The organism is Jannaschia halovivens, assembly GCF_046452375.1.
In the GTDB taxonomy this organism is placed as follows: Bacteria; Pseudomonadota; Alphaproteobacteria; order Rhodobacterales; family Rhodobacteraceae; genus Jannaschia; species Jannaschia halovivens.
Genome location: NZ_JBKFDJ010000002.1, coordinates 423584 through 448760, shown reverse-complemented (window position 1 = coordinate 448760; position 25177 = coordinate 423584). Strand labels below are relative to the sequence as shown.

Genomic DNA, 25177 nt, shown 5'->3' with positions numbered 1-25177 from the left:
GCGGAGGCTCGACCCATGGCCGATGACACCACACCGCCCCTGCCGCTCCCGCTGGCCGATCTGCACCATGATCTCGGCGGCAAGATGGTCCCCTTCGCGGGCTATACCATGCCGGTTCAGTACCCCATGGGCGTCATGGCCGAGCATCTGCACACCCGCAGCGATGCCGGCCTCTTCGACGTCAGCCATATGGGCCAGGTCATTCTGCGCGGCGATGGCGCAGCGGATGCGCTGGAGCGCCTGATCCCGATGAACGTCGCGGGGCTGGCCGAAGGGCGGCAGCGCTACGGCCTCCTGACACTGCCCGACGGCGGCGTCGCGGACGATCTGATGTTCGCCAATCGCGGCGATCACCTCCTCTTGGTCGTGAACGGTGCGATGAAGCATCTCGACATGGAGATCCTGACCGCGGGCCTGCCGGATCACGAGGTCACACTCTTGGACGACCGCGCGCTTCTGGCGTTGCAAGGGCCGAGGGCGGCCGAGGCCCTGGCCACCCTCGTGCCGGGCGTCGCAGACATGCGCTTCATGGATGTCGCCACCCACGACTGGGACGGCGCCCCGCTCTGGATCAGCCGCTCGGGCTATACCGGCGAGGACGGTTTCGAGATCAGCGTGCCCGCGCCCCGCGCCGAGGCCTTCGCGCGCGCGCTTCTGGCCCATGACGCCGTCGCACCCATCGGGCTCGGGGCGCGCGATTCGCTCCGGCTCGAGGCCGGGATGCCGCTTTATGGGCAGGACCTCACCGCCGAGATCACGCCCGTCGAGGCCGATCTCGCCTGGGCTATCCAGAAGGTCCGCCGCACGGGCGGCGACCGCGCGGGCGGCTTTCCCGGCGCGGACCGCATCCTCGGCCAGCTCGACGCGGGCGCCGACCGCCGTCGCACCGGCCTTTTGCCCGAAGGCCGCGCGCCGATGCGGATGGGCGTGATGCTTTACGACAGCGAGACCGCCACCGTGCCCGTGGGCACCGTCACCTCGGGCGGGTTCGGCCCGACGATCGGCGCGCCGGTCGCGATGGGCTATGTGCCCGCGGGGTGCGCCGCTGGCACGACGCTCTATGGTGATGTCCGGGGCAAGCGATTGCCCGTGACCGTCACCGACCTTCCCTTCCACGCGCCGCGTTACGTGCGCTGATCCCGAGAGGCCCTCAAATGAAGTTCACCGAAGACCACGAATGGCTCGACGCCAAAGACGAGATCATCACCGTCGGCATCACCGAACACGCCGCGACCCAGCTGGGCGACGTGGTGTTCATCGAACTCCCCGAGGTGGGCCGCACGGTCACCAAGGGCGAGGAGATCGTGGTCATCGAGAGCGTCAAGGCCGCCTCGGACATCACCGCGCCGCTCGACGGGGAGATTACCGAGGTCAACGACGCGCTGTCGGACACGCCCGGCCTCGTGAACGAGGACGCCGAGGCGGCGTGGTTCTTCAAGATGACGACCACCACCCCCGAGGAGATGAACGGCATGATGGACGAGGACGCCTACAAGGAGCTGATCGGCGACTGATCCGGTGGCGTCGGGGCCCGCGCGCGCCGCGCCCGGCCCCGTCCGCCCCATCCGTCCCGCCCGGAGAACCCCATGCCCGCCCGTATCGTCCCCAATCTCGACTGCACCGATCCAGCCCGCGCGGCCGCATTCTATCGCGCCGTTTTCGGGTTGGAGGTTGCGAGGGATCATGGCTGGATCGTGAAGATCCGGGGCGCGGGGTCGCAGGTGTGCAGCTCTCGCTGGCCTCCGAGGGCGGCTCGGGCACCGATGTGCCGGCCCTCTCGATCGAAGTGGACGACCTCGACGCGACCCTCGCCGCCGCCCGCGCTGCCGGGGCGCCGATCCCGTACGGCCCCGCGGACGAGCCCCGGGGTGTCCGTCGTTTCTTTCTCACCGACCCTGACGGCCATCTCGTCAACGTTCTGACCCATTCCGCCTGATCCGGAGCGCTCACCATGACCCTCACCGACTACGACACCTACGATTTCGCCAACCGTCGCCATATCGGCCCCTCGCCGCAGGAGATGGCCGAAATGCTGGAGGTGGTCGGGGCCGAGAGCCTCGACGCGCTGATCGACGACACCGTGCCGCAGAGCATCCGGCAGGCCGAGCCGCTGCCGTGGCCGCAGATGACCGAGCACGCGATCCTGGCCCGGATGCGCGCGCTGGCGGACCGCAACCGGGTCACGACCGCGATGATCGGGCAAGGCTACCACGATACGGTCACGCCGCCCGCGATCCAGCGCAACATCCTCGAGAACCCGGCCTGGTACACGGCCTACACGCCCTACCAGCCCGAGATCGCGCAGGGCCGTCTCGAGGCGCTTCTGAACTTCCAGACGATGGTTTCGGACCTGACCGGCCTGCCCATCGCCAACGCCTCGCTGCTGGATGAGGCGACGGCCTGCGCCGAAGGCATGGTGCTGGCGCAGCGGATGTCCAAGTCGAAGGCGCAGGCCTTCTTCGTGGACGCCGGCTGCCATCCCCAGAACATCGCCGTCATGCGCACGCGCGCCGAGCCTCTGGGAATCGAACTGATCGTGGGCGATCCCGACGATCTAGACCCCGCCGCCGTCTTCGGCGCGATCTTCCAGTATCCCGGCACGAACGGGCACCTGCGGGATGTCTCCGACCTCATCGCGGCGCTTCATGCCGAGGGCGCGCTGGCGGTCATGGCCACCGATCTTCTTGCGCTGTGCCTCCTGAAAGAGCCGGGCGCGATGGGGGCCGATATCGCGGTCGGCAGCGCGCAGCGCTTCGGGGTGCCCTTGGGCAATGGCGGCCCGCATGCCGCATTCTTCGCCTGCACCGATGCGCTCAAGCGGTCGATGCCGGGCCGCCTCGTGGGCGTGTCCGTCGACAGCCATGGCAACAAGGCCTACCGCCTCTCGCTCCAGACCCGCGAGCAGCATATCCGCCGCGAGAAGGCGACCTCCAACGTCTGCACCGCCCAAGCGCTGCTGGCCGTGATGGCCAGCTTCTACGCTGTGTTCCACGGTCCGAAGGGACTGCGCCACATCGCGACCCATGTTCACGCCCATGCCGTCGCGCTGCGCGACGCGCTGACCGGGGCGGGCTTCGACGTCGCCCCGGCCCATGTCTTCGACACGCTGACGGTCGAGACCGGTCCGATGCAGGGCGTCATCTGGCGCGCCGCCCGCGCCGAGGGCATCACGCTTCGCCGTGTGGGCGATACCGCCATCGGCATCGCCTGCGACGAGCTGACCGACGAGGCCGTGCTGGCCCGCGTCCTGCGCGCGTTCGGCATCGACGGCCCGGTCGCGGCCAGCCGCACCGATATCCCCGACGCGCTGAAGCGTCGCTCGGACTTCCTCACCCACCCGATCTTCCACATGAACCGGGCCGAGGCCGAGATGATGCGCTACATGCGCCGCCTTGCGGACCGCGACCTTGCGCTCGACCGCGCGATGATCCCGCTCGGCTCCTGCACGATGAAGCTGAACGCCGCCGTCGAGATGATGCCCGTCACTTTCCCCGAATTCGGCCGCATCCATCCCTTCGCGCCCGCCGAGGACATGGAGGGCTATGCCGGGATGATCGACGAGCTGGCCGCGCGGCTCTGTGTCATCACCGGCTACGACGCGATGTCGATGCAGCCCAATTCCGGCGCTCAGGGCGAATATGCGGGACTTCTGACCATCGCCGCCTATCACCGGGCGAATGGCGACGACCGGCGCGTCTGCCTCATCCCGACAAGCGCGCATGGCACCAATCCGGCCAGTGCCCAGATGGCGGGGATGAAGGTGGTCGTCGTCAAATCAGCCGAGAACGGCGATATCGACCTCGACGATTTCCGCGCGAAGGCCGAGGCCGCGGGCGACGACCTCGCGGCCTGCATGATCACCTATCCCTCGACCCACGGCGTCTTCGAGGACACCGTCCGCGAGGTCTGCGAGATCACCCATGCCCATGGCGGGCAGGTCTATCTCGACGGGGCGAACCTGAACGCGATGGTGGGCCTCTCGAAGCCGGGCGAGATCGGCGCGGATGTCAGCCACCTGAATCTTCACAAGACCTTCTGCATCCCCCATGGCGGGGGCGGCCCCGGTATGGGGCCCATCGGCGTCCGCGCCCACCTGGCACCCCACCTGCCGGGTCACCCCGAGCGGGGCACCGACGGCCCGGTTTCGGGTGCGCCCTACGGGTCGGCGTCGATCCTGCCGATCTCCTATGCCTATGTGATGATGATGGGTGGCGCGGGCCTGACGCAGGCCACCAAGGTCGCGATCCTCTCGGCCAACTACATCGCGCGACGGCTCTCGGGGGCCTATTCCGTCCTCTATGGCGGGCGGCGCGGGCGGATCGCGCATGAGTGCATCCTCGACACGCGCCCCTTCGCCGAGCATGGCGTCACCGTCGACGATGTGGCCAAGCGTCTGATGGATCACGGCTTCCACGCGCCGACCATGTCCTGGCCCGTCGCGGGCACCCTCATGGTCGAGCCGACCGAGAGCGAGCCGAAGCCCGAGCTCGACCGCTTCTGCACCGCGATGCTGGCCATCGCCGAGGAGGTGGCGGCAATCGCCGACGGTAAGATGGACGCGGCCAACAATCCTTTGAAGAACGCGCCGCACACGATGGAAGATCTCGTGCGCAACTGGGACCGGCCCTACAGCCGCGAGGACGGATGCTTCCCGCCGGGCGCGTTCCGGGTCGACAAGTACTGGCCGCCGGTCAACCGCGTCGACAACGTCGCGGGCGACCGCAACCTGATCTGCACCTGCCCGCCGGTCGAGGACTATCTCGAAGCGGCCGAGTAGGGACGCGCGGCGGGCGGCGATCGGTCGCCGCCCGCGCGGGTTCGGGCTCGCCGGGCCTATTGCTCAGCGAGCATCCGCGTCACTTCAGCCAGCCGCTCGGCCGTGAAGTGGGAATTCGGCTCGGCCCAGAAGGGCGCCGCCGACGACGCGGCGAGCCAGAGGCCCCCGGCCAGCAACGCGCCGATCAGCGGGGCGGCAAGGCCAAGGGTCGCACCACGGTGAAGGCCCATCGCCTTCGAGGAACAGGGGGTCAGAACGCTCATCGGTTCTATCCTTCTCTTGAACGTCTTCCATATATGGGCGCGCGACAGCCAAGCGCACCCCATGAATCGGTGCGAATTTGCATAGGTGCCATGCGCGAACGGGGACCACCTGGACAACACGGCCCGACCCCCTGCGTCTGCTCCGCGTTTCCGTTCTTCGATCGTGCGTCGTCTCCGGTGCCCGACCCGCCCGGACCGGCTTGACGCGGCCTCTCCCCAGGGTCATATGCCGCCCCGTTGGGGTCGTAGCTCAGTTGGTAGAGCGCGTCGTTCGCAATGACGAGGTCAGGGGTTCGATTCCCCTCGGCTCCACCATCCCTACTTCGGATCACATGGGCCGCATTGCCGCATTGCCGCAGGGTCGCGCAGGGGTCGGCGGAACACCGCCCGTCCGTTCGCGTTGACTTTCGGTCAGCCACCACGGACCGGACCCATGAAATCCATTGCACTCGCCGCTCTCCTTCTGCCCACCGCCGCCGCGGCCCAGCTCTCGATCGACGAGATCAACGGCGCCGACCCGCTCTCGGGCGAGGATCGGGCTGCGATGATCCGCCTCCAGGTGCTGCTCGACCGGAGCGGCGCATCGGTCGGGTATGTCGACGGCTACATGGGCGAGGCGACCCGCGCCGCGCTTCGGGCCTTCGAGGCGATGAACGGGATGACCGTCGACGGCGAACTCGATCCCGAACTCTGGGCCGTGCTCGAACAGGGCGGACCCGCGACCGAGACCTACACCCTCACCGAAGAGGATGCGGGCTTCGAAGCGACGCCCGAGATCCCCGAGGATTACGAGAAGATGGCCGAGATGGACCACCTCGGCTACCACTCGCACCAGGAGATGCTGGCCGAGCGCTTCCAGATGGACCCCGAGCTTCTGGCCGAGCTGAACCCCGAGGCCGACTTCACTGCCGCCGGAACCGAGATCACCGTCGCCGCTACCCGCGTCGCGCCCGAGGGCGAGGTGATGCGCATCACCGTCAATCGCGATACCGGGCGACTGGAGGCCTTCGACGGCACCGGCGAGGATGGCAAGCTGATCTTCGCGGCCCCCGCCGCCGTCGGCTCGCAGCAGACCCCGTCGCCCTCGGGGTCGATGAAGGTCACGGCCATCGCCGCCGACCCGACCTATACCTATGACCCCGAGAACCTGCCCAACGCCGATTTCGACGAGGTCGTGCAGATCGCCGCCGGACCGAACGGACCTGTCGGTTCGATGTGGATCGATCTCGGCAAGCCGACCTACGGCATCCACGGCACGCCCTATCCGACCGAGATCACCTCGATGGCGTCCCATGGCTGCGTGCGCCTGACCAACTGGGATGCCGAGCATCTCGCCCAACTGGTCAAGCCCGGCGAGACGGTGGTCGAGTTCACCGGCGGCTGAACGGCGTCACTCGCAGATGCGATAGGGCTCGGCGACGCGGAGACCCTCCTTCACCGACCGCCCGAGGTCGAAATGGAAGTGATCAGCATGCGCGGCGTTCGACCCCGGCCCGAGCACGGTCGTGAAGTCGTCGCAGGCCGATTTGCGGGCGACGTCGAAGAAGGCTTCCTCGTCGGCCGATAGATCCTCGCTCTCGGCGACGACGAGCAGGCTGCCGTCGAAGCGGAAGGTCGTGATGTCGATCGCGTTGCCGAACGCGTGCTCCGAGAACTTGCCGTCCGGCGCGCCGTTGCGCCGTCGGCAGACGAAGCCGTTGCCCGTGCCGATCGCGTCCAGCCGGTCTTCCATGTGCAGGGTCGCGGCCGGGACGAGGTCGTCGCGCACGTAGGTGGCGACCGCCAGCGCGAAATCGCACTGGAAGATCGGGTCGCCCGACAGCAGGACCGGCCCCGTTTCGGTCTCGATCGCGGTCATCCGGACGGGCGTCGGAAAGGTGCAGAGCGGATCGTCCGCCTCGGGCACCTCGGCCGCCTCGGCCTGGGCGATCTCCTGAAGCGCGGTCAGGCAGTCGGCCATGGGCCACGCCTCCTGCGCGGTCGCTGGGGACGTGAGGCAGAGGACGAGGGCAGGGGCAAGGCGGGTCATTGCAGGTCTCCGTCATTCGATATGTCGCTGACCTAGCCGGGATTGACGCCGCGCCAAGGCGCGCGCATGGTCTTGCCGCACTGCAGCATGGGGATGCGACATGGCCACGACGATCACCTTCGCCCAGCAGAAGGGCGGGTCCGGCAAGACCACGCTCTGTGCCAACGTGGCCGTCGAGCTGATCGCGCGCGGGCACCGGGTGGCGCTTCTGGACAGCGATCCGCAGGGGTCGATGGGCCGTTGGTTCATGACCCGGCTGGAGCGGATGCAGGGCCAGCCGGATGTCGATTTCTCGACCGCGTCGGCCTGGGGCATCGGATATGAGGTCTCGAAATACGGGCCGACCCACGATTTCGTCCTGATCGACACGCCGCCCAAGATCGACGGCGACCTGCGGCCCGCGCTCAAAGCATCAGACTTGGTGGTCGTGCCCGTCTCGGCCAGCCAGGTTGACCTCTGGGCGACCGAGGGCGTGCTGGAACTGGCCGCGCGCGAGGGCAAGCGCCCATTGGCCGTCCTCAACCGGGCCCGCGCTGGCACGCGGCTGACCGCCTCGATCAAGGCCGCGCTGTCCGATCTCGAGGCCGAGGCCGCCGAGGGCGTGATCGCAAATCGCGTCGCCTATGCCGAGGCGATGGGCCGGGGGCAGGGGGTGCGGGAGTATCCCGGCGCCAAGGCCGCCGCCGACGAGGTGTCGGCCCTCGTGGACGAGATCCTGGCGGCCCTCGAAGCCTGACGCGCGGTTCAGCCGCGCCAGAGCCAGGCCTGCGACGCTAGCAAGCCCTGCGCCTTGGCCAGAAGCCGATTGCCCGGCCCGGGTGATGGCACCGTGCCCGCGGCCAGCCGCTCCACGATGATCTCCGGTGGCGCGGCCGTACCGGTGACCGGGTCGTGATAGCGCGGCACGGCGATCAGCGCCGCATGGACCAGCGCGTCCAGTGACGGACGGGCGGCCCGGCGTCGCGCCGGGATGCGGCCCTTGTCCGTCGTCAGCCCCCATCCGGCATAGAAGGGCGTCCCCAGCGTGGTGACGGGCACGCCGCGCAGCAGCGCCTCGAACCCCAGAAGCGAGGTCAGCGTCCAGACCGCACCCGCCCGCGCGATGAGCGCCAGCGGATCCGTGTCCGACGCGACGACATCCGCGTCCTCGGCCCCGATGGCGCCGTCACGCAGCCCGGCTTCGACATCCGGATGCGGCTTGTAGACGATCACCGCGTCCGGATTGGCCCGCCGCGCAGCGCGCAAAAGGCCCGCATTGTCGGTCACGTCCGACGTGCCCAGCCGGATTGACGCGTCATCCGCCACCTGCCCCGGCACCAGGAGAATCGGTCCGTCGGGCAGATCGGGCAGGCCGCCGCCCTGATTGTACTTCGTCAGTCCCGCCGCGACGATCGCGGCCCGCAGCGCACGGGCGCGGGCCAGTGCCTCCGGCGGCAGCGCGGCGGCGGCGATGATCGCGTCCTCCATGTCCGAGCGCGCGGCCGGGTCGTAATAGATGCCCTGCCCGTCGAGGATCAGAGACAAGGGCGGGATCAGATCGGCCCCGAGCCCGCGCGACCGCAGGAACCCGTCCTCGACGCGCGTCACCGGGCCCTCGGCGGCGGCGGCCCCCCAGACGAGGCGGCGTCGGGCCGGGTCGGCGCGATAGACGACCTGCTTCGACAGGAACCGCCGCATCGGCGCGCGCTTCCAGAGACGCATGCCGGGCGCGGCCCAGCCCTCCCGATCCTCCCGCCACGCCCGCGCCTGCGCCTCGAGGATGCGGATCACGTCGAGCGGGTCGCAAAGCAGGTCGCGATGGGGATCGTACCAGTGCGGGTAGAGCACCATGGCCCCCGCGAAGAGCTGCGTTCGCGTCAGCTTGCGGTGCCGACGGTCGAGCGGGTTGCGGTCGTCGTCGAGCCCCCACCCGGCGTAGAAGGGCTGCCCGAAGGTGATGGGACGGTGCCCGTGCAGCATCGCCTCGAAGCCGATCTGGCTGGACACGGTATAGATCTTCGCCGCGCCGGCGAGCAGCGTGGCAGGCGGCAGGGCGCGGGTTTCGAGCGTGGCCCCGTGGACGGCATCCCCCTCGCCGTAATGGCCCGCGCGCAGGCCCTGCGCGGTCTCGGGATGGGTCTTGATGAGGATGCGCGTGCCGGGATTTTCCTCGCGCGCGATCAGCAGCATCTCGCGGAAGGTCGCCTCGGAGGCGCCGCCGAGCCGGATCGACGCGTCCCCCCGCGTCTGGTCGATCACCAGGACGTAGCCCGGGTCGGGTGGGTCGAGATCGGTCCGCGTGCCGGCGTATTTGGTAACCCCCGACCGGATCATCTCGTCCATCGCCGCGCGGGCGCGGGCGATCAGGTCGCCATCGTCGAACGGGTGCGTGGCCAAGAGCGTCTCGAGTTCCGACGGGGCGGTCGCGTCGTAATGCGCGCCCGCCGCGTCGATGGTCAGGCCCAGCGTCGGCTCGCCCGCGCGGCCGGGATGGAGCGAGCGGAAAAACGCGTCCTCGAAGCGCAGGATCGGGGCCCCCGTGCGGGCGGCCAAGGCGGCGGCGCGGCGGGCCGACGGGCCGTCATGGCCCCAGGCCGCGATCCAGTCGCCGTCGCGGGGCAGGCCGGGCCGCAGGTCGACGCCCGCGAGGGTCGCGATGCGGCGGATGCGGCGCGACAGGAACCCGCCCGAGACGAAGCGCGCGACGCGGCGGGGCGCGGTCATGCCGGCGGCCGCGATCGCGGCGCCGGCGGGAGCGAGGGGGCCAGCCCCCTCGCGCTCCCCCGAGGTATTTCGGGCCAGAGGACGATGCGGGCCGGACCGCACGCGGACGCCCGGTGTCTCATACTCAGTTGACGCCGACGGCCGTTCCCGCTGCGGTGATCTGCCCCAGCGAGCCGAAGATCGCGGCGACCGAGCGGTTCCAGCCGACGATGGGCGCCTCGGTGACATAGACCGTGTCGCCGTCGCGAATGACGAAATCGCGGGCGTTGAACATGCCGTTGGGCTCGGTCAGGTCGAGCACGTAGACCAACCGTTGCGTGCCGGTCAGGTCGTCGCGGCCCATCACGGCCTCGGCGATGGCCTCGGGCTCGTTGCGGAAGACGAAGACGCCCGTGGGGTTGGCGAGGAGGGGGTTCAGGCCGCCCACCTCGGCCAGCGCGTCGATGGCGGTGATGACCTCGCTGTCGAATTCCAGACGGCTCTGGCTGCCGGTCGCGCCGAGCACGGTGAAGGAGCGGGTGTCCTCCTCGATGAAGATCGTGTCGCCGTTGCGCAGCGCGATATCCATCGCCGGGTTCTTGTACAGATCGGAGAGATAGGCCGTCTCGGTCCGCCCGCCGCGCGTGACGGTGACCAGCGCCACGTCGGGCGAGATGGCCACGCCCCCGGCGGCGGCGATCATCGCGGTCAGCGTCCGCGTCGGACGCTCGATCGGATAGACGCCCTGCGCGCCCGCGCCGCCGACGACGCTGACCGTCGCGCCGTCGCCAGCGAGGCGACGTACGACGACCTGCGGGTCGGGCGTCTGCTCGTCGAGGCGGCGCGTGATGACCTGGCGCAGCGCTTCGGGCGTATTGCCCGCGGCCCGCAGGCGGCCTGCATAGGGGATGAAGATCATGCCTGCGCTGTCGACCTGCACCTCGTCGATCAGCGAGGCCGAGGCGCCCGCATTGGTCAGGAGCCCGTCCTCGACATTCTCGTAGATGATGAGGCCCAGCGTGTCGCCCGGCCGGATCGTGTCCGCGCCGACCAGGCCCGCATGGCGGAAGGATGGGCTGAAGCCGAGGGCGGGCGTGACCGCCGTGGCGCGCGCCACCCGGTCGTTGACCGAGACGATGAAGGCATCGCCCTCGTTGAGGACGGAGCCCGCGAAGATCTCGCGCTTGTTCGGCCCGGATCGGGGCAGGGTGCCGCATGCGGCGATAGCGGAGGCCAAAGTGGCCAGCACCGCGATGCGTGCGGCGCGTCCCAGAGCGATACCCATGGTGCCTGTCCTTCTCGATCTGCCTTCGGTGCCTCGCTCGCCGGGGTTGTCCCCGATCCGGCGCGTGTTTCCGCGCGGGCGGTGTTGTGGTCGACGGTAGCCTAGCCGGATACCAGTTTCAAATTCTGCCGGGGCGCGGGTTTGCCCGCCTCCAGCCTGTCATAGGGGTCCATGTCCGACAGCATCATGTCGACGACCTGCCGCAGGAGTTGCCGGCGTCCGCGCGCCGAATAGAAGCCGCCCGCCACCTGGGATGTCTCCAGGAGGTAGTGGCGGTAATCGCGATAGGCGCGGCTGTCGGGGCGTTCGGGATCGGCGAAGAATGCCTCGACCGACTGGTCGCTGACGAATTCGGGCTTCGAATAGACCGACCGCCCCAGCGCCAGCACCGGCAACCCGCGCCAGAGCGCCTGCTGCGCCGCCGTCGAGTTCACCGTGATCGCCGAGCGGGCCTCGTTCATCAGCCCGGCGAGCTTGCCGCCCCGGAGGTAATGGACGCGGTCGCGCAGCCCGTATTCGGCCACCAACCGCGCGACCGTCGCCTTGACCGGCGCGCGCCCGTCCTCGAGCGGATGGGCTTTGAGCACGAGATGGTGGTGCGACGGCGCGCCCGCGGCGAAGCCCGCGATCACCTCGGTCAGGAACTCGGTCATCGACGCGTAGGGGGAATGCGCCTGGAAGCTCGCGTCATGTTCGAGCTGCATCAGGCACAGGTGATAGGGAAAGCCGCCATGGACGATCCGGCGCGTCTTCCAGCGCCGCTCGAGCGCGGTGAAGGGCATGGTCACGAGGCGGCGCAGATAGAGCCGGAACTCCTTGAGCACCGTGATGTCGCGATGCGGCCGGTAGGCGCGGTAGGCACCGGGCCGCGAGACCACGAACCAGTGATAGAGCGCGCCGTAGAAGACGTGGTGTCGCATGTCGCCCCAATGGGCGGGCGCATCGGGCAGGTCGAGATCGAGCTGGGCCAGCGCGGCCTGCATCTCGGGGACGGTCTTGGTCATCAGCCGCGAATGGGCGTTCGAGCCGTCGCGCTCGTAGCTGATCCACCAGGGCCGCAGGTAACCTTCCTCGAAGACGTGCACGGTCAGGCCGCGCGCCTTGGCCTCGGCGACCGCTTCGGCGTGGATCGCACGGACGTCGCCATAGATCACCAGATCGGTGATGCCGCGCGTCTCGACGATACGCGCGAAGGCGGCGGGCCATGCCTCGGGCGCATCCTGGAATGCGATGTAGCTGTCGCGGTGGAACCAGAACGCATCGTCGCCGCGATTGAACCCCACGCGCCACGCCTCGCAGCCCGCCGCCCGGAGCAGCCGCCCCAGATGGTGGAAGAAGGGCCCGTGGGGCCCCTGCAAGAACAGGAATCGGCGCGTTGGACGCATTTCGCCCTCCGATAGACAGGTCCGTGGTGCCCCGCCGCGGCGGCACGGGAAAGGCGCGATTGTGGCACGTTCGGGGCACTTGTGGCCAATGCGCACTGGCTTTACGTCACGTTCGAGCGACGGAGGCACCATGTTCACGGGCATTATCACCGATATCGGAACGATCCGCGCGCTGGATCGGCGCGGCGACCTCAGGGTGCGGATCGGCACGGCCTACGACGCGGCGGGCATCGACATGGGCGCGTCCATCGCCTGCGACGGATGCTGCCTGACGGTGGTGGATCGCGGCACGGACGCCGAGGGGCACTGGTTCGACGTCGACGTCTCGGGCGAGAGCCTGTCTAAGACGGCGCTGGGCGCCTGGACCGAGGGCACGCGCGTCAATCTCGAGCGCAGCCTGCGGGTCGGCGACGAGCTGGGCGGGCATATCGTCTCGGGCCATGTCGACGGCGTGGCCGAGATCCTGTCGGTCGTGCCCGAGGGCGACAGCATCCGCTACCGTTTCGCCGCCCCAACCGCGCTCGCGCGCTTCATCGCGCCCAAAGGCTCGGTGGCGCTGAACGGGACGTCCCTGACCGTCAACGAGGTCGAGGGTGTGGAGTTCGGCGTCAACCTGATCCCGCACACGCAGGAGGTCACGACCTGGGGCACCGCCGCCCCCGGCGACCGCGTGAACCTCGAGATCGACACGCTGGCGCGCTACGTCGCGCGGCTGGCCGAGGCGGGGTGACCGTCCAGGCGCCGATCGAGGATGCGACCGGCGACCGCTGCGTCGACATCCTCGTAATCGGGACGGCGCGGGCTGGGTCGAATGCCGCCGCGATCCCGAGGACGCCCATGGAAGGCGCCGCCTGCACCCGCCCCGGATGGGGTTCGCCGACGCGGCCCGCGCCCGTAGCGACGCGTGCCGCGCGGTCGGTTGGATCGTCCAAGGTTGACCCGGATCAAGGTGGCGCGCGCCGATGCGGGTCAGGGTGCCCGCGACCCGAACCCGGCAACGGAGCCCGCCCCATGTCCCATGTGCCCCACGAACTGACCGAGGAATTTCCCGATCAGGCCGAGACCATCACCCGTCTGAAGGCCCAGGCGCCGCATTTTGCAAAGCTCGCCGAGCGCTACCACGTGCTCAACCGCGAGATTCACCGCGCCGAAACCAACGTGCAGCCGTGCTCCGACGTCCATATGCTGGAGCTCCGGCGCCAGCGGCTGACGCTCAAAGACGAGATCGCGGCCATCCTCCGCGACGCGGCCTGACGCGACTTGCCCGGCACGCGCCGATGGCCCATGCCTTGGTGCGTGACGCATGGCATCGGGCATAATTCCGGCACGGATCCCGCGGGCTATCGCGGGCGGCTCCATCAGTGGCGCCGCGCGCGTCGCGCGGTGATGGGGAACGTCATGCCGGTCGAGGTCGTGCGCCTGCGCGTCCGGCGGGCGGCGGCGCTGGGGCTCGATTACGGCACCTATGCCAGCGTCCGGGCGGCCACCGGGCGGGACATCGTGGCGCTCCTCTTCTCGTCGAACGCCCTCGGCATGATCCGCCGCGCCGAACTCGAGGCCGTGCGGGCCGCGAAACTCTCGGACGTGGCCGCGTCGCGCGGCGTTCTGGTGCATGCGCCGCTGGCTGCCGAGACGCCAGACCCGCTCGACTGGGCCGCGCCCGCGCCGCGTTTCACCGATAGCTGGGGCGCGATGCGGCGGCATCTGCGCGCCGTGCTGGCCGACCGGAAGCTGCCCTCGGACGCCGTCCTCATGATCGGCGACACCGCGTTCGAGCGCGAATGGTGCGCCGCAGCACGCGCCGCAGGCTACGTTCCCGCCGCGCGATATTTCGGCTGACGCCTTTCAACGCGAACCGTTCGGTCCAATATCCGAAGGGACCCAGACGGAGACCGACATGACCCTCGCATTGATCACCGGCGCCTCGGGCGGCATCGGCCGCGCGCTTGCGACCCTTCATGCCAAGCGCGGCGGCGACCTCATCGTGACCGCCCGCCGCCTGCCGGAACTCGAGACGCTCGCCCGCGAACTGAAAGACGCGCACGGCGCCACCGTCACGCCGGTCGCCGCCGATATCGGCACGCAAGAGGGGCTCGCCACCATCCTCGCGGCGACCGAGGGGCAGGAGATCGACATCCTCATCAACAACGCGGGCTTCGGCGGGCGCGGACGGTTCGTGGAGCGCTCGCTGGCGGATGACCTCAACATGGTCGACGTGAACATCACCGCCGTGATGACGCTCTGCCACGCCATCGGAACGCGCATGGTCGCGCGGGGGCAGGGGCGGATCCTGAATGTCGGATCGACCGCAGGCATGCTGCCCGGACCGCTCCAAGCGACGTATTTCGCGTCGAAGGCCTTCGTGAACAGCTTCAGCCAGGCCCTCGACGAGGAGATGCGCAAGGACGGGGTCACCGTGACCGTCCTCGCGCCCGGCTACGTCGCGACCGATTTCGCCGCCCGCGCCGACCTCGAGGGCACCCCGCTGACCAAGGGCGGCAGTACGCCCGAGGCCGTCGCCAAGGTCGGGTACGACGCCATGATGAAGGGCGAACTCGTCGCGATCAACGAAGGCCAGCTCAAGGTCGCGACCCGGCTCTTGGGACTGCTGCCGCGGCGTCAGGTCCTGAAGATGGCGCGCCGGATGCAGAGCAAATGAGCGCAGGCGCACTGGCCCCCGTGCGCACCGCCCGCTAGGAAGCCATCCGACAGGAGGTGCCCCATGGCAGACCCCATTCCCTTCGAGGCGCCCGGCCCGGTGGAGCGCGAGAATTCCGATGTGATCTCGGCCATCGAGGACATTCTCGAGGATGCGCGCAACGGCCGGATGTTCATTCTCGTGGATCACGAGGACCGCGAGAACGAGGGCGACCTCGTGATCCCGGCGCAGATGGCGACGCCGGACGCGATCAACTTCATGGCGACCCACGGGCGCGGCCTGATCTGCCTGACGCTGCCGGGTGAGCGGATCGACGCGCTGGGCCTGCCGCTGATGGCGTCGCAGAACTCCTCGCGCCACGAGACGGCCTTCACCGTGTCCATCGAGGCTCGCGAAGGCGTGTCGACCGGCATCTCGGCCCATGATCGCGCCCGCACCGTTAGCGTCGCCATCGACGCTTCCAAGGGGCCTCAGGACATCGCGACGCCGGGCCATGTCTTTCCGCTCCGCGCCCGCGACGGCGGGGTCCTCGTGCGCGCGGGCCACACGGAAGCCGCCTGCGACATCGCGCGGCTGGCCGGGCTGAACCCGACGGGCGTGATCTGCGAGATCATGAAGGATGACGGGTCGATGGCCCGGTTGCCCGACCTCATCGCCTTCGCGCAGCTGCACGGGTTGAAGATCGGCACGATCAGCGACCTCATCTCCTACCGCCGCCGCCACGACAACCTCGTCAACCAGACGGCGAGCCACCCGGTCACGTCGCGGATCGGGGGCGAGTGGCTGATGCGCGTCTTCACCGACGAGACGCAGGGCTCGGAACATATCGTCCTTACCAAGGGCGACATCGCGCAGGCCCCCGTGCTGGTGCGGATGCACGCGATGAACCCGATGGAGGACGCGCTGGGCATCGGCGACAGCGACCTGGCCGGTGCCATGCAGGTCATCGCCGAGGAGGGGCGCGGCGTGGTCGTCTTGCTGCGCGACACCGAGATGAAGCTCGACCCCGGCGGGGTCAGCCCGCAGAAGCTCCGGCAATACGGGCTGGGCGCGCAGATCCTCGCTGCCCTCGGCATCCACGAGATGGAACTGGTGACCAACTCGGGCGCGCCGAAGGTCGTGGGGCTCGATGCCTACGGCCTGACGATCACCGGCACGCGCGCCATCCCCAAGGAGGCCTGAACGATGGCCGGACATTCCGACAACGTGCTCGACCTGCCGCGCTTCGACGAGGCGCCGAAGATCCTGATCGTCATCGCGCCCTATTACGGCGCGATTTCGACGGCGCAACTGGCCTCGGCCCGCGCCGTGATCGAACGGGCCGGCGCGACCCACGAGACGATCGAGGTGCCCGGCTCGCTGGAGCTTCCGACCGCCATCGGGATCGCGCACCGACAGGCGGATTTCGACGGCTACGTGGCGCTCGGCTGCGTGATCCGGGGGCGGACGTCGCATTACGACGTGGTCGTGAACGAGAGCGCGCGGGCGATCGCGACGCTGGGGCTGGCCGGGGCCTGTATCGGCAACGGGATCATCACCGTCGAGAACATGGAACAGGCCGAGGAGCGGGCCGATGCGGAGCGGCTGGACACCGCCGGCGGCGCGGCGGCGGCGGCGTTGCACCTGGTCCATCTGCAGCGCGTGCTGACGACGGAAACGAAGGGCATCGGTTTCCGACCCGGCAGCTTCCAGCACGATGCGGCGCGGAAGGGTCCGACAGTCGCCTGAGCAGCGTTTGCGATTTCGAAAGGTTTGGCGGTTAGGCCGTTGCGCGGGAAGACGTTCCCGACGGACGAGCATGCGAGGCCGGTGCGGCCGCCGCAGGCGGTCATGCATGCGCCGACCGCCCCGATCCGAGAAACGTTCCTGAAGATTATTCGTACGAATAATCTCTCCTTTCCTTCGTACGAAGGAAAGGTGCTTGGGCTGGCGTGCAGAATGGCCCGCGATCCGACCCCACGCTCTCGCTTGACCCGCCCCGCGGCGGGCCATAGGTCGCCGCCATGCCGAACACCTCCGCCGACGACAGACGGGCGCTTCGCCGCCGCATGAAATCCGCCGCCCGCCTCTACGCGGTGCAGGCGCTGTTTCAGATGGAGGCCATGGCGCAGACGCTCGACGCCGTGCGGGTCGAGTTCGAGGACCATCGCTTCGGCATGGTCACGGACGAGGGCGCCTTCTCGGAAGGCGATGTAGATCTCTTCCGCGCGCTGCTCGAAGCCGCCGTCGCCGAACAGACGCGGATCGACCAGCTCACCGACCGCGCGCTCGTGGCCAAGTGGCCGCTCGGGCGCATCGACCCGACGCTCAGGGCCGTGTTCCGGGCCGCAGGGGGCGAGCTTCTGGTGACGCAGACGCCGCCCAAGGTCGTGATCAACGAGTTCGTCGAAGTCGCGCGCGCGTTCTTCCCCGAGGGCAAGGAAGCCGGCTTCGTGAACGCCGTGCTCGACCACATGGCGCGCGAGGCACGCCCCGAGGCGTTCTAGGCGGGCCGCCGCGGGCGACGTACGGCCAGTACCGCCGCCGTCAGGCCCCATGTCACGAGAAGGAGCGTGGCCACGCCTGCAAGGAAGAGCGCAAGCGCCTCCGGCACGCCCTCGACCGGCAGCGGCACCGCCGTCGTCCCCGTCGCCAGCGTCCAGCCCAGCGTCGCCACGCCCCAGCCGATGATCGCCGTGCCCAGCGCCAGTCCCAGAAGGCCGACGCCCCGGCCCCTGCGGCGCGCGGGCAGGCGGGCCATGCGGCGCAGCGCCGTGCCCATCCGCGCGGCATCGTGGCCCATCGCCAGGATCGCCGGAACGAGCACCAGCACGAGCACCATTCCGAAGCCCAGCCCGTAGGCCAGCGTGATGACCGTCGGTCGCAGGAACTGCGCCTGGCTGGAGGTCTCGTAGAGCAGCGGGGCGAGCCCCAGGACCGTCGTCAGCGTCGTCAGCAGGACCGGCCGCAGTCGGTCGCAGACCGCGTCGACGATGGCGGGCCGGATCGCGCGGTCCTGCGCGTATTCGTCCACCGTGGTCACCAGCACGATCGAATCGTTGATGATGATCCCGGTCATCCCGATCAGCCCGACGATCGAGAACATCGAGAGCGGCACGTCCCAGAACCAATGTCCCCAGACCGCACCGATCAGCCCGAAGGGGATGACGGCCATGATCACGCCCGGCCGCGTCCAGGACGAGAAGATCCAGGCCAGCACCAGGTAGATGCCCAGAAGGCAGGACACGAGGCCGACTGTCGCGTCGGTCAGGAACTGGTTCTCCTGCTCAGCCAGCCCCGAGACGCGCCACTCGACCTGCCGGAGCGACGCGATCTCGGGCAGGATCTCCTCGGTCATGATGCTGCGGATCTCGGCGGCGCGTGCGGCGTCGTCCTGGTTCAGCTCGCCCGCGACGCCGACGAACTGGACGCCGTTCTCGCGGTTCACAGACGCGAAGCCCGAGCGCGTTGCGACCGTGACGATGTCGGCGAGCGCGACGGCCCCGCCGCCCGACGGTGCTGCGAGGCGCAACTCGTCGAGGAAATCGGCCCGGATCTCGCCCTCGGGCAGCTCGACGCGGATCGCGCCGGTGCGCGGCCCGTCGGGGAAGGTCGCCGCCTCGATCCCGCCCAGCCGGTCGCGCAGCACGCGGCCCAGCGCGTCGATATCGAAGCCCAGCGCCTCGCCTTGCGGCGTCAGCTCCAGGATCAACTCGTCCTTGTCGTAGGGCAGCGTGTCCTCGAGGCCCGACACTTCGGGAAAGCGCGCCATCGCGGCTTTCAGGTCCTCGGCGGCACCCTTCAGCGAGGCGGAATCGGCCCCGAAGAAATTCACGCCGAGCGCGTCGCCGCCGGGCCCGGACCGCCAGCCGCGAAAGCTGATCTCCTCGGTCAGGGGCAGCTGCCGCGCCGTCTCCTGCAACTCGCCGACGAACTGGAAGCTGGAATAGGGGCGCAGATCCGCGTCGATCAGCTCGATCGAGATTGCGCCAAGCTGGTCGGCATCCTTCTCGTCCGCCGAGGCCAGCGGGCGGCCGGTATTGCCGCCGATCTCGGCGATGACATAGGCGAGCGGATCGACGCCATAGCGTTCGGCATAGGCGGCGCCCAGATCGGTCGCCGCGCGCTGCAATTCGCGCATCTGCGCGATGGTGTCGGCGCGGGTGGCATTGTCGGCCATCGCAAAATTGCCCGTGACCGAGCCGCGCTCCGGGGCATTGAAGAAGCGCCATTGAACGTCGCCGCGCATGAAGAGGGCGGCCTGCGTCGACAAGAGCACGATCGCCGCCGCCGCGACCGGGTAGCGGGCATGGATGGCGAGGCGGACGAGGGGGCGGAACATCCGCTCGCGCACCCATTCGAAGCCCGAATTGACCGTGGTCGAGACGACGTCGATCCCGTGCCGCAACAGCCGCGACCAGAGCGCCTGCCGGTCGCCGATCAACCCCGTCAGCCGTGCGAAGGCCAGCGCACCGCCAGCAGCCAGCGGCAGCGACAGACCGGCGGGCGTCAGGCGCGGCCCCGCCTCGGTCAGCCCGGCCCGCCAGGCCACGAAATGCGCCGCCACCCAGAGGAGCGTTACCCCCGCCACGGTGAACACGGTCAGTGCGACGGCCCCCACGGTGGCCCGCGTCCGGTCGAAGCCCTTCGGCTCGCGATGCTTGAGCGCGCCGGCCATGTGATGCGGCAGGATCAGGAAGCACTCGATCAGGGATGCGATCAGCACGACGATCACGGTGAACGGGATATCCGCGATCAGCGATCCGAACCGCCCGCCGATGGCGACGAGGCCGAAGAACGCGATCACGGTCGTCAGCGTGGCCGAGAAGACCGGCGTGAACATCCGGCGGGCGGCGTTCTCGGCCGCCGTCTCCGGGTCCTCCCCCAGCCGCCGGGCGCGGAAATCGGCGTGTTCGCCCACCACGATGGCGTCGTCGACCACGATCCCCAGCGTGATGATCAGCGCGAAGAGCGACACCATGTTGATCGTCAGCCCGGCCAGCCACATCAGCGCGATGGCCGAGAACATCGCCACCGGGATGCCCGCGGCGACCCAGAAGGCCGTGCGCGCGTTGAGGAACAGGAAGAGCAGGATCACCACCAGCCCCAGCCCCAGCACCGCGTTGTCCACGAGGATGTCGATGCGCCCGGTGATCGCCTCGGTCCGCGTGCGGATGAGGTCGATGCGCACGCCGTCGGGCGCGGCCGCGACGATCTCGGCGGCGACTTCCTCGACCTGCCGTTGCAGTGCGATGGCATCGCCCTCGGCGCTGCGGTCCACGCGCAGGCTGATCGCGGGGTCGTCGCCGACGAAATAGGCCCGGTCCCGGTCCACGCCCTCGGACGTCACGCGCCCGACATCGCCCACGGTCAACGCGGTTCCGTCGCCGTCGCGTCGGATCACCACGTCCTCGATCTGGGCGGGGTCGCGGCGATCGGTGCCCGTGCGCACCCGCGCGTTCGCCCCCGAGACGTCGCCTGCGGGATCGGCCCGGCTCTGGGCGGCGATGGCGTCCGCGATCTCCGACAGGGTCACATCGTAGCGCAGGAGCGCGACGGTCGGCACCTCTACGACGATTTCGGGGGCCGCCACGCCCCGGATCGTGGTCCGCGTGACCCCCGCCGCAAACAGCCGCGTCGTGAACGCATCCGTCAGTCGCGCCAACTGATCGACACCCACCGGCCCGGTCAGGATCACGTCGGTCACCCGGTCGGTCCAGCCGCCCTGACGGACATCGGCATCCTCGGCCCCGTCGGGCAGCGTCGTCAGCGCATCCACCGCCGCCTGCACGTCCGCCGCCGCATTCGCCATGTCGCGGCCCGGCTCGAACTCCAGCGTCACCGAGGCGCGGCCCTCGCGGCTGGTGGCACGGCTGTCGGTGACCCCCTCGACGGCGAGAAGCGCGGGCTCCAGCACCTGCGCGATCCCCAGGTCGACATCCTCGGCGCCGGCCCCGTCCCAGACCACCGTGACGTCCACATCGTCCACGACCACATCGGGAAAGAACTGCGCGCGCATGTTCGGCAGGGCCAGCGCACCCGCGGCCAGCATCAGCACCAGCAGAAGGTTCGCCGCCGTCCTGTGGCGCGTGAAGTAGCCGAGGATGCGCATCAGCCGCCGGACCGCGCTTCGAGGCGCTGGACCATCTCGGCGGGTACCTCGGCCTCGTCCAGCCGCGCCAGCATCCGTGCCTTGACCGGGTCGGGCAGGCGGGTGTTGGCCTCGACCACGGCCTTGAGACGGCTGCGGGTCTCGTCGTCGAGCGTCACCATCTCCTCGGGCTCGGGCGGCGCACCGTCGCGCAGCGGCCGGACGCGGATGCCCGCGCCCAGTGCCGGGCCGCGCTCGACCACGACCTCGCGGCCGTCGATCTCGCCGCGGACCAGCACGTCGTCGCCCTGCCGCCGCAGGAGCGTGACGTCAACCGCCTCCAGCCGGTCCTCCGCGCCGAGCACCAGCACGCTGCCCTGGGCCGACAGCGCCGTCGACGGCAGCAGGACCGCATCGACCAGCGCCGGCTCCTCGACCTCGACCCGGACGAAATCGCCGGGTCGGAAGCCGTCCACCCCGGCCAAGCGTGCAAAGACCAGTCGCCCGGTCTGTCCTTCGCCGACGGCCGGGCTCTCGCGCGTGATGGTGCCTGCGGCCTCCAGCAGCAGGCCCTGCACGTCGAGCACCGCGCGCACGGGCGCCCCGACCAAGGCGCCGGTTTCCGAAAGAAGCCGCGCGTGCTGTGCCGCCGAAAGACGGAACGCCACCTCCAGCTCGGAGGGGTCGATCAGAGTCGCGACCTGCTCGTTGGCGTTCACCAGCCCGCCGCGCAGCACCGACACGTCCGAGAGCTGGCCCGCGAATTCCGCCCGGAGCGAGCGGTCGTCGAGGTCGCGCTCGGCCTGGGCCACCGCGATCCGGCCGCGCTCGACCGAGAGGTTCGCGGCGTCGATCCGGGTCTCGGCCTGCGCGATGGTGCCTTGCCGCGACAGGATCGTCTGTTCGGCCGCCGACAGCGCAAGCTCCGCCACTTCAACCGCCGCGGTCGATCCGACCCCGCGTTGTGAGAGGTCCGCCTGCCGATCCAGCGCCTGACGCTGCAGGTCGCGCTGCGCCTCGGCCCCGGCCAGCTCCGCCCGTGCGAGCTCCAGCCCCCGCGCAGCGTCGCGCAGTTCCGCCTCGGCCCCGGCGAGATCGGCCCGGGCCACCGACAGGTCGGCCTCCGCGGCACTCGGGTCGATCCGCATCAGGATCTGCCCGGCCTCGACCGTGCCGCCTTCCTCGAACCCGTCGGCCAGTTCGACGACACGGCCCCCGACCGGCGCACGCAGCTCCAGCACGCGGCGGGCGCGGACCTCGCCGAAGGCGGTCAGGGTCGGCACGATCCGACCGGCCTCGGCGGTGACGACATTGGCGGCCAGCACGCGCTCACGGGCTGGCGGGCCATCCCCGTCGCGCGCGGCACGATCCTCGAGCGCCGACAGCGTGATCTGTGCCGCCCAGCCCAGGAGGCCCACCGTCAGCGCGGCGAGGAAGAGGGCCGTCAGGCTGCGACCGAGAAAGCGCATGTCATCTCCGGGTTTCGTACCACGTCATAGATAATGCGACCGCTGCGTTATCCAAAGTCACACGCAGGCGCGCATCACTTCCGTCGCAGGTGCTCGTCGAGACGCGGCATGATCTCGACGAAGTTGCAGGGCATGTGGCGGTAGTCGAGCTGGTGGACGAGGATCTCGTCCCAGGCGTCCCGGCAGGCCGAGGGCGAGCCGGGCAGCGCGAAGAGATACGTCCCCTGCGCCACCCCCGCGCAGGCGCGCGACTGCACCGCGCTCGTCCCGATCTTCTTCATGCTGACGAGGGTGAACATCGTGGCGAAGGCGTCGATCTCCTTCTCGTAGACGTCGCGATGCGCCTCGACCGTCACATCCCGCCCCGTTAGCCCCGTCCCCCCGGTCGAGATCACCACGTCGATCGCGTCCTCGCCGCACCAGCGCGCCAGATGCTCGCCGATGGCCACCCGGTCGTCGGGACAGATCGCCCGGTCCGCCAGCACGTGCCCCGCCGCCTCCAGCCGCGCGACCAGCGTGTCGCCCGACCGGTCGTCCTCGGGCGTCCGCGTGTCGGACACCGTCAGCACGGCGATGCGGCAGGGCAGGAACGCGCGCTCGGTCATGTCTTCGATGTTCCTCAAATATGCCGGGGGGTGCGGGGGGCTGGCCCCCCGCCCGGTCGCCGCATTCGCGATGCGGCGATCCGTCAGATCAACGCTCGAAATCCTTCGCCGAATGGCGCTCGGGCAGCTTCAGGCTCTCGTCGTCGCCAAAGGCGCGGTTCACCATCCGGCCCCGGCGCACGGCGGGTCGCGCGTCGATCCGTTTGGCCCATTCCATGACGTGCTCGTATTCACGAACCGCGAGGAACTCGGCCGCCTCGTAGAGCCGCCCGAGGCAGAGCTGGCCGTACCACGCCCAGATCGCCATGTCGGCGATGGAATAGCTGCCCGCCATCCACTCGTTGTCCTCCAGATGCTGGTCGAGCACGTCGAGCTGGCGCTTGGCCTCCATCGCGTAGCGGTCGATCGGATATTCCAGCTTCTCTGGCGCATAGGCGTAGAAATGACCGAAGCCGCCGCCGAGGAACGGGGCCGATCCCATCTGCCAGGACAGCCAGGACAGCATCTCGGGGCGCGAATCGCCCAGGAAGGCCCGGTGACGTTCGGCGAGGTGAAGCATGATCGCGGCGCTCTCGAAGACGCGCACGTTCGCGCCTTTGGTGCGGTCGAACAGCGCGGGGATCTTCGAATTGGGGTTCACGTCCACGAAGCCCGTCGAGAACTGGTCGCCCTCCGAGATGTCGATCAGCCAAGCGTCGTATTCGCAATCATGCCCGGCCTCCAGAAGCTCCTCCAAAAGGACCGTTACCTTCACGCCGTTGGGGGTCGCCAGCGAATAGAGCTGCAGCGGGTGCTCGCCCACGGGCAGGTCCTTGTCGTGCCGCGCGCCGGCCGTGGGGCTGTTGATGTTGGCGAACTTGCCGCCGGAGACGGTGTTTTCCCAGACGGCGGGGGGCGTGTAGGTCATCGGTGATCCTCGGTCGTAGACGTGGCCCGTAACAGGTAGCACCGCGCCGCCGGGGTCAATGCGCAGCCGTCCGTGTCGACAGGACGCGTCAGGCGCGCAGCCGCGCCGCGAGCGACAGAAGATCCGCCCAGGCGTCCCGCTTGGCGGCGGGCTGGCGCAGAAGGTAGGCCGGGTGCAACATCGGGAGCGCCGGTCGCCCCTCGGCCTCGGCCCAGTGGCCGCGCATCCTCGTGATGCCCTTGCGGCCCAGCAGCGCGCCGCAGGCATGGTTGCCCATCAGCACGAGGATTTCGGGATCGGCCAGCGCGATGTGACGCCGCACGAAGGGCAGCATCATCGCCGTCTCCTCGGGTTCGGGATCGCGGTTCGACGGCGGCCGCCAGGGCAGGACATTGGTGATGTAGACCGCGTCGCGGGCCTCGCTGTCGCGCGACATGCCGATGGCGGCCAGCATCCGGTCCAGAAGTTGCCCCGCCTGCCCGACGAAGGGGCGGCCCGCGCGGTCCTCTTCGCGGCCCGGTGCCTCGCCCACGATCATCACGCGCGCCGCAGGGTCGCCATCCGAGAAGACGAGGTTGCGCGCGCCCAGCCGCAGGTCGCACCACGGATAGGCGGCGAGCGCGGCCTGGAGCGCGGCCAGGTCGCCCGCCTCGGCGGCCATTCGCTCGGCTTCGGCTACGGGATCGGTGGCGGCGGGCGCGACCATCGGGGCGGAGGCAGGGCCCGGAGCGGTGACGTTCGCTGCGGACGCGGCGGGCGGCATCCGATCGGGCAGGGCGTAGCGATTGAGCGGCGCCTCCCCGATCGCCTCGTCGCAGCCCATCTCGAGCTGCCATTCGAGTGCGGCACGCAGCGCTGCGGGGGAAATGGGCTCGAGCATGGGCGGAGTGCTAACGGGTCTCGTCCGCGGGGGCCAGTCGGACTGGCCGGCGGCCGCGGCGGTCACCCGGTCGAAAATCTCCCGGCACGCCGGCGCCACCTGCGCAGACGCCGTCCGCGCGAACGTCCGGCGGAACACCAGAAAGACTTCGCCGACCCCCGCTACG

General features: G+C 69.8%; 23 protein-coding genes, 1 tRNA gene and 1 pseudogene. 15 read left to right on the top strand and 10 right to left on the bottom strand.

The window, feature by feature from the left end; genetic code table 11:
* The first annotated feature begins 15 nt into the window (after nucleotides 1-15).
* From gcvT to gcvP, 5 genes and pseudogenes are all read left to right on the top strand, one after another.
* Nucleotides 16-1137 carry a glycine cleavage system aminomethyltransferase GcvT gene (gene gcvT, locus ACK8OR_RS15665; protein ID WP_410190334.1) on the top strand — a complete coding sequence of 374 codons (1122 nt, stop codon included), beginning with the start codon at nucleotides 16-18 and terminating at the stop codon, nucleotides 1135-1137.
* A 17-nt stretch (nucleotides 1138-1154) separates the two neighbouring features.
* Nucleotides 1155-1514: a glycine cleavage system protein GcvH gene (gcvH, locus tag ACK8OR_RS15660; RefSeq protein WP_410190333.1), complete on the top strand. Its 360-nt coding sequence runs from the start codon at nucleotides 1155-1157 to the stop codon at nucleotides 1512-1514.
* Between the two features lie 72 nt (nucleotides 1515-1586).
* Nucleotides 1587-1673: pseudogene (locus tag ACK8OR_RS15655) on the top strand (VOC family protein); the annotation flags it as partial.
* Entirely contained in the window at nucleotides 1643-1936 is a 294-nt protein-coding gene (locus ACK8OR_RS15650; protein WP_410190695.1) for a VOC family protein, read from the top strand. The pseudogene ACK8OR_RS15655 and the gene ACK8OR_RS15650, both read left to right, overlap by 31 nt.
* A gap of 15 nt (nucleotides 1937-1951) precedes the next feature.
* Nucleotides 1952-4777 carry an aminomethyl-transferring glycine dehydrogenase gene (gcvP, locus tag ACK8OR_RS15645; protein ID WP_410190332.1) on the top strand — a complete coding sequence of 942 codons (2826 nt, stop codon included), beginning with the start codon at nucleotides 1952-1954 and terminating at the stop codon, nucleotides 4775-4777.
* Nucleotides 4778-4833: 56 nt separating this feature from the next.
* Here gcvP and ACK8OR_RS15640 read toward each other — a convergent pair whose 3' ends face one another.
* Nucleotides 4834-5040 carry a hypothetical protein gene (locus ACK8OR_RS15640; RefSeq protein WP_410190331.1) on the bottom strand — a complete coding sequence of 69 codons (207 nt, stop codon included), beginning with the start codon at nucleotides 5038-5040 and terminating at the stop codon, nucleotides 4834-4836.
* 239 nt (nucleotides 5041-5279) lie between these two features.
* Between ACK8OR_RS15640 and ACK8OR_RS15635 the strand changes: the two genes are divergently transcribed.
* Both ACK8OR_RS15635 and ACK8OR_RS15630 read left to right on the top strand, forming a co-directional pair.
* Nucleotides 5280-5355: transfer RNA gene (locus tag ACK8OR_RS15635), tRNA-Ala, on the top strand.
* Nucleotides 5356-5473: 118 nt separating this feature from the next.
* Nucleotides 5474-6424: a L,D-transpeptidase family protein gene (locus tag ACK8OR_RS15630; protein ID WP_410190330.1), complete on the top strand. Its 951-nt coding sequence runs from the start codon at nucleotides 5474-5476 to the stop codon at nucleotides 6422-6424.
* Between the two features lie 6 nt (nucleotides 6425-6430).
* Here the strand turns inward: ACK8OR_RS15630 and ACK8OR_RS15625 are convergent, their stop codons facing one another.
* Nucleotides 6431-7069, bottom strand: coding sequence for an extensin-like domain-containing protein (locus ACK8OR_RS15625; RefSeq protein WP_410190329.1), 639 nt, complete (start codon nucleotides 7067-7069; stop codon nucleotides 6431-6433).
* A 100-nt stretch (nucleotides 7070-7169) separates the two neighbouring features.
* Here ACK8OR_RS15625 and parA point away from each other — a divergent pair, with 100 nt between their 5' ends.
* Nucleotides 7170-7805: a ParA family partition ATPase gene (gene parA, locus ACK8OR_RS15620; protein ID WP_410190328.1), complete on the top strand. Its 636-nt coding sequence runs from the start codon at nucleotides 7170-7172 to the stop codon at nucleotides 7803-7805.
* Nucleotides 7806-7813: 8 nt separating this feature from the next.
* Here parA and ACK8OR_RS15615 read toward each other — a convergent pair whose 3' ends face one another.
* The 3 genes from ACK8OR_RS15615 to ACK8OR_RS15605 form a co-directional block, all read right to left on the bottom strand.
* A complete protein-coding gene (locus ACK8OR_RS15615; protein WP_410190327.1) occupies nucleotides 7814-9772 on the bottom strand; it encodes a capsular polysaccharide biosynthesis protein in 1959 nt (652 codons plus the stop codon).
* Between the two features lie 124 nt (nucleotides 9773-9896).
* Entirely contained in the window at nucleotides 9897-11036 is a 1140-nt protein-coding gene (locus ACK8OR_RS15610) for a polysaccharide biosynthesis/export family protein (RefSeq protein ID WP_410190326.1), read from the bottom strand.
* A 101-nt stretch (nucleotides 11037-11137) separates the two neighbouring features.
* Nucleotides 11138-12421: a capsule biosynthesis protein gene (locus tag ACK8OR_RS15605; protein ID WP_410190325.1), complete on the bottom strand. Its 1284-nt coding sequence runs from the start codon at nucleotides 12419-12421 to the stop codon at nucleotides 11138-11140.
* A gap of 130 nt (nucleotides 12422-12551) precedes the next feature.
* On the opposite strand from ACK8OR_RS15605, the gene ACK8OR_RS15600 reads away from it, so the two are divergent.
* The 7 genes from ACK8OR_RS15600 (at nucleotide 12552) to nusB (ending at nucleotide 17566) form a co-directional block, all read left to right on the top strand.
* Entirely contained in the window at nucleotides 12552-13151 is a 600-nt protein-coding gene (locus ACK8OR_RS15600) for a riboflavin synthase (RefSeq protein ID WP_410190324.1), read from the top strand.
* A gap of 281 nt (nucleotides 13152-13432) precedes the next feature.
* Nucleotides 13433-13675, top strand: a complete 243-nt coding sequence (locus ACK8OR_RS15595) for a YdcH family protein (RefSeq protein ID WP_410190323.1) — start codon at nucleotides 13433-13435, stop codon at nucleotides 13673-13675.
* Nucleotides 13676-13705: 30 nt separating this feature from the next.
* The gene (locus ACK8OR_RS15590; RefSeq protein ID WP_410190322.1) at nucleotides 13706-14260 is read left to right on the top strand and encodes a hypothetical protein; all 555 of its coding nucleotides are present in this window, start codon (nucleotides 13706-13708) and stop codon (nucleotides 14258-14260) included.
* 58 nt (nucleotides 14261-14318) lie between these two features.
* Complete coding sequence (locus ACK8OR_RS15585) at nucleotides 14319-15080, top strand: SDR family NAD(P)-dependent oxidoreductase (protein WP_410190321.1); 762 nt, start codon at nucleotides 14319-14321, stop codon at nucleotides 15078-15080.
* Nucleotides 15081-15143: 63 nt separating this feature from the next.
* On the top strand, nucleotides 15144-16262 hold the full coding sequence (gene ribB, locus ACK8OR_RS15580) for a 3,4-dihydroxy-2-butanone-4-phosphate synthase (RefSeq protein ID WP_410190320.1): 1119 nt from the start codon (nucleotides 15144-15146) through the stop codon (nucleotides 16260-16262).
* A gap of 3 nt (nucleotides 16263-16265) precedes the next feature.
* Nucleotides 16266-16808: a 6,7-dimethyl-8-ribityllumazine synthase gene (locus ACK8OR_RS15575; RefSeq protein WP_410190319.1), complete on the top strand. Its 543-nt coding sequence runs from the start codon at nucleotides 16266-16268 to the stop codon at nucleotides 16806-16808.
* A gap of 275 nt (nucleotides 16809-17083) precedes the next feature.
* Nucleotides 17084-17566, top strand: coding sequence for a transcription antitermination factor NusB (gene nusB / locus ACK8OR_RS15570; protein WP_410190318.1), 483 nt, complete (start codon nucleotides 17084-17086; stop codon nucleotides 17564-17566).
* Here the strand turns inward: nusB and ACK8OR_RS15565 are convergent.
* From ACK8OR_RS15565 to ACK8OR_RS15545, 5 genes are all read right to left on the bottom strand, one after another.
* Nucleotides 17563-21171 (bottom strand): efflux RND transporter permease subunit, encoded by a 3609-nt coding sequence (locus ACK8OR_RS15565; RefSeq protein WP_410190317.1) that lies wholly within the window; start codon nucleotides 21169-21171, stop codon nucleotides 17563-17565. The two genes, nusB and ACK8OR_RS15565, sit on opposite strands and share 4 nt — an antisense overlap.
* Nucleotides 21171-22619: an efflux RND transporter periplasmic adaptor subunit gene (locus ACK8OR_RS15560; RefSeq protein WP_410190316.1), complete on the bottom strand. Its 1449-nt coding sequence runs from the start codon at nucleotides 22617-22619 to the stop codon at nucleotides 21171-21173. Before ACK8OR_RS15560 ends, ACK8OR_RS15565 begins: the two co-directional genes overlap by 1 nt.
* Nucleotides 22620-22693: 74 nt before the next feature.
* Complete coding sequence (gene moaB, locus ACK8OR_RS15555) at nucleotides 22694-23224, bottom strand: molybdenum cofactor biosynthesis protein B (RefSeq protein WP_410190315.1); 531 nt, start codon at nucleotides 23222-23224, stop codon at nucleotides 22694-22696.
* Between the two features lie 88 nt (nucleotides 23225-23312).
* Nucleotides 23313-24131: a glutathione-dependent disulfide-bond oxidoreductase gene (gene yghU / locus ACK8OR_RS15550; RefSeq protein WP_410190314.1), complete on the bottom strand. Its 819-nt coding sequence runs from the start codon at nucleotides 24129-24131 to the stop codon at nucleotides 23313-23315.
* A gap of 88 nt (nucleotides 24132-24219) precedes the next feature.
* The gene (locus tag ACK8OR_RS15545; RefSeq protein ID WP_410190313.1) at nucleotides 24220-25011 is read right to left on the bottom strand and encodes a uracil-DNA glycosylase; all 792 of its coding nucleotides are present in this window, start codon (nucleotides 25009-25011) and stop codon (nucleotides 24220-24222) included.
* Nucleotides 25012-25177: the final 166 nt, after the last annotated feature.

Bases quoted from the DNA above. Each gene is read 5' to 3' on its own strand.
- gcvT (WP_410190334.1), top strand. From the start codon at position 16: ATGGCCGATGACACCACACCGCCCCTGCCGCTCCCGCTGGCCGATCTG.
- gcvH (WP_410190333.1), top strand. From the start codon at position 1,155: ATGAAGTTCACCGAAGACCACGAATGGCTCGACGCCAAAGACGAGATC.
- gcvP (WP_410190332.1), top strand. From the start codon at position 1,952: ATGACCCTCACCGACTACGACACCTACGATTTCGCCAACCGTCGCCAT.
- ACK8OR_RS15640 (WP_410190331.1), bottom strand. From the start codon at position 5,040: ATGAGCGTTCTGACCCCCTGTTCCTCGAAGGCGATGGGCCTTCACCGT.
- ACK8OR_RS15630 (WP_410190330.1), top strand. From the start codon at position 5,474: ATGAAATCCATTGCACTCGCCGCTCTCCTTCTGCCCACCGCCGCCGCG.
- ACK8OR_RS15625 (WP_410190329.1), bottom strand. From the start codon at position 7,069: ATGACCCGCCTTGCCCCTGCCCTCGTCCTCTGCCTCACGTCCCCAGCG.
- parA (WP_410190328.1), top strand. From the start codon at position 7,170: ATGGCCACGACGATCACCTTCGCCCAGCAGAAGGGCGGGTCCGGCAAG.
- ACK8OR_RS15615 (WP_410190327.1), bottom strand. From the start codon at position 9,772: ATGACCGCGCCCCGCCGCGTCGCGCGCTTCGTCTCGGGCGGGTTCCTG.
- ACK8OR_RS15610 (WP_410190326.1), bottom strand. From the start codon at position 11,036: ATGGGTATCGCTCTGGGACGCGCCGCACGCATCGCGGTGCTGGCCACT.
- ACK8OR_RS15605 (WP_410190325.1), bottom strand. From the start codon at position 12,421: ATGCGTCCAACGCGCCGATTCCTGTTCTTGCAGGGGCCCCACGGGCCC.
- ACK8OR_RS15600 (WP_410190324.1), top strand. From the start codon at position 12,552: ATGTTCACGGGCATTATCACCGATATCGGAACGATCCGCGCGCTGGAT.
- ACK8OR_RS15595 (WP_410190323.1), top strand. From the start codon at position 13,433: ATGTCCCATGTGCCCCACGAACTGACCGAGGAATTTCCCGATCAGGCC.
- ACK8OR_RS15590 (WP_410190322.1), top strand. From the start codon at position 13,706: ATGCCTTGGTGCGTGACGCATGGCATCGGGCATAATTCCGGCACGGAT.
- ACK8OR_RS15585 (WP_410190321.1), top strand. From the start codon at position 14,319: ATGACCCTCGCATTGATCACCGGCGCCTCGGGCGGCATCGGCCGCGCG.
- ribB (WP_410190320.1), top strand. From the start codon at position 15,144: ATGGCAGACCCCATTCCCTTCGAGGCGCCCGGCCCGGTGGAGCGCGAG.
- ACK8OR_RS15575 (WP_410190319.1), top strand. From the start codon at position 16,266: ATGGCCGGACATTCCGACAACGTGCTCGACCTGCCGCGCTTCGACGAG.
- nusB (WP_410190318.1), top strand. From the start codon at position 17,084: ATGCCGAACACCTCCGCCGACGACAGACGGGCGCTTCGCCGCCGCATG.
- ACK8OR_RS15565 (WP_410190317.1), bottom strand. From the start codon at position 21,171: ATGCGCATCCTCGGCTACTTCACGCGCCACAGGACGGCGGCGAACCTT.
- ACK8OR_RS15560 (WP_410190316.1), bottom strand. From the start codon at position 22,619: ATGCGCTTTCTCGGTCGCAGCCTGACGGCCCTCTTCCTCGCCGCGCTG.
- moaB (WP_410190315.1), bottom strand. From the start codon at position 23,224: ATGACCGAGCGCGCGTTCCTGCCCTGCCGCATCGCCGTGCTGACGGTG.
- yghU (WP_410190314.1), bottom strand. From the start codon at position 24,131: ATGACCTACACGCCCCCCGCCGTCTGGGAAAACACCGTCTCCGGCGGC.
- ACK8OR_RS15545 (WP_410190313.1), bottom strand. From the start codon at position 25,011: ATGCTCGAGCCCATTTCCCCCGCAGCGCTGCGTGCCGCACTCGAATGG.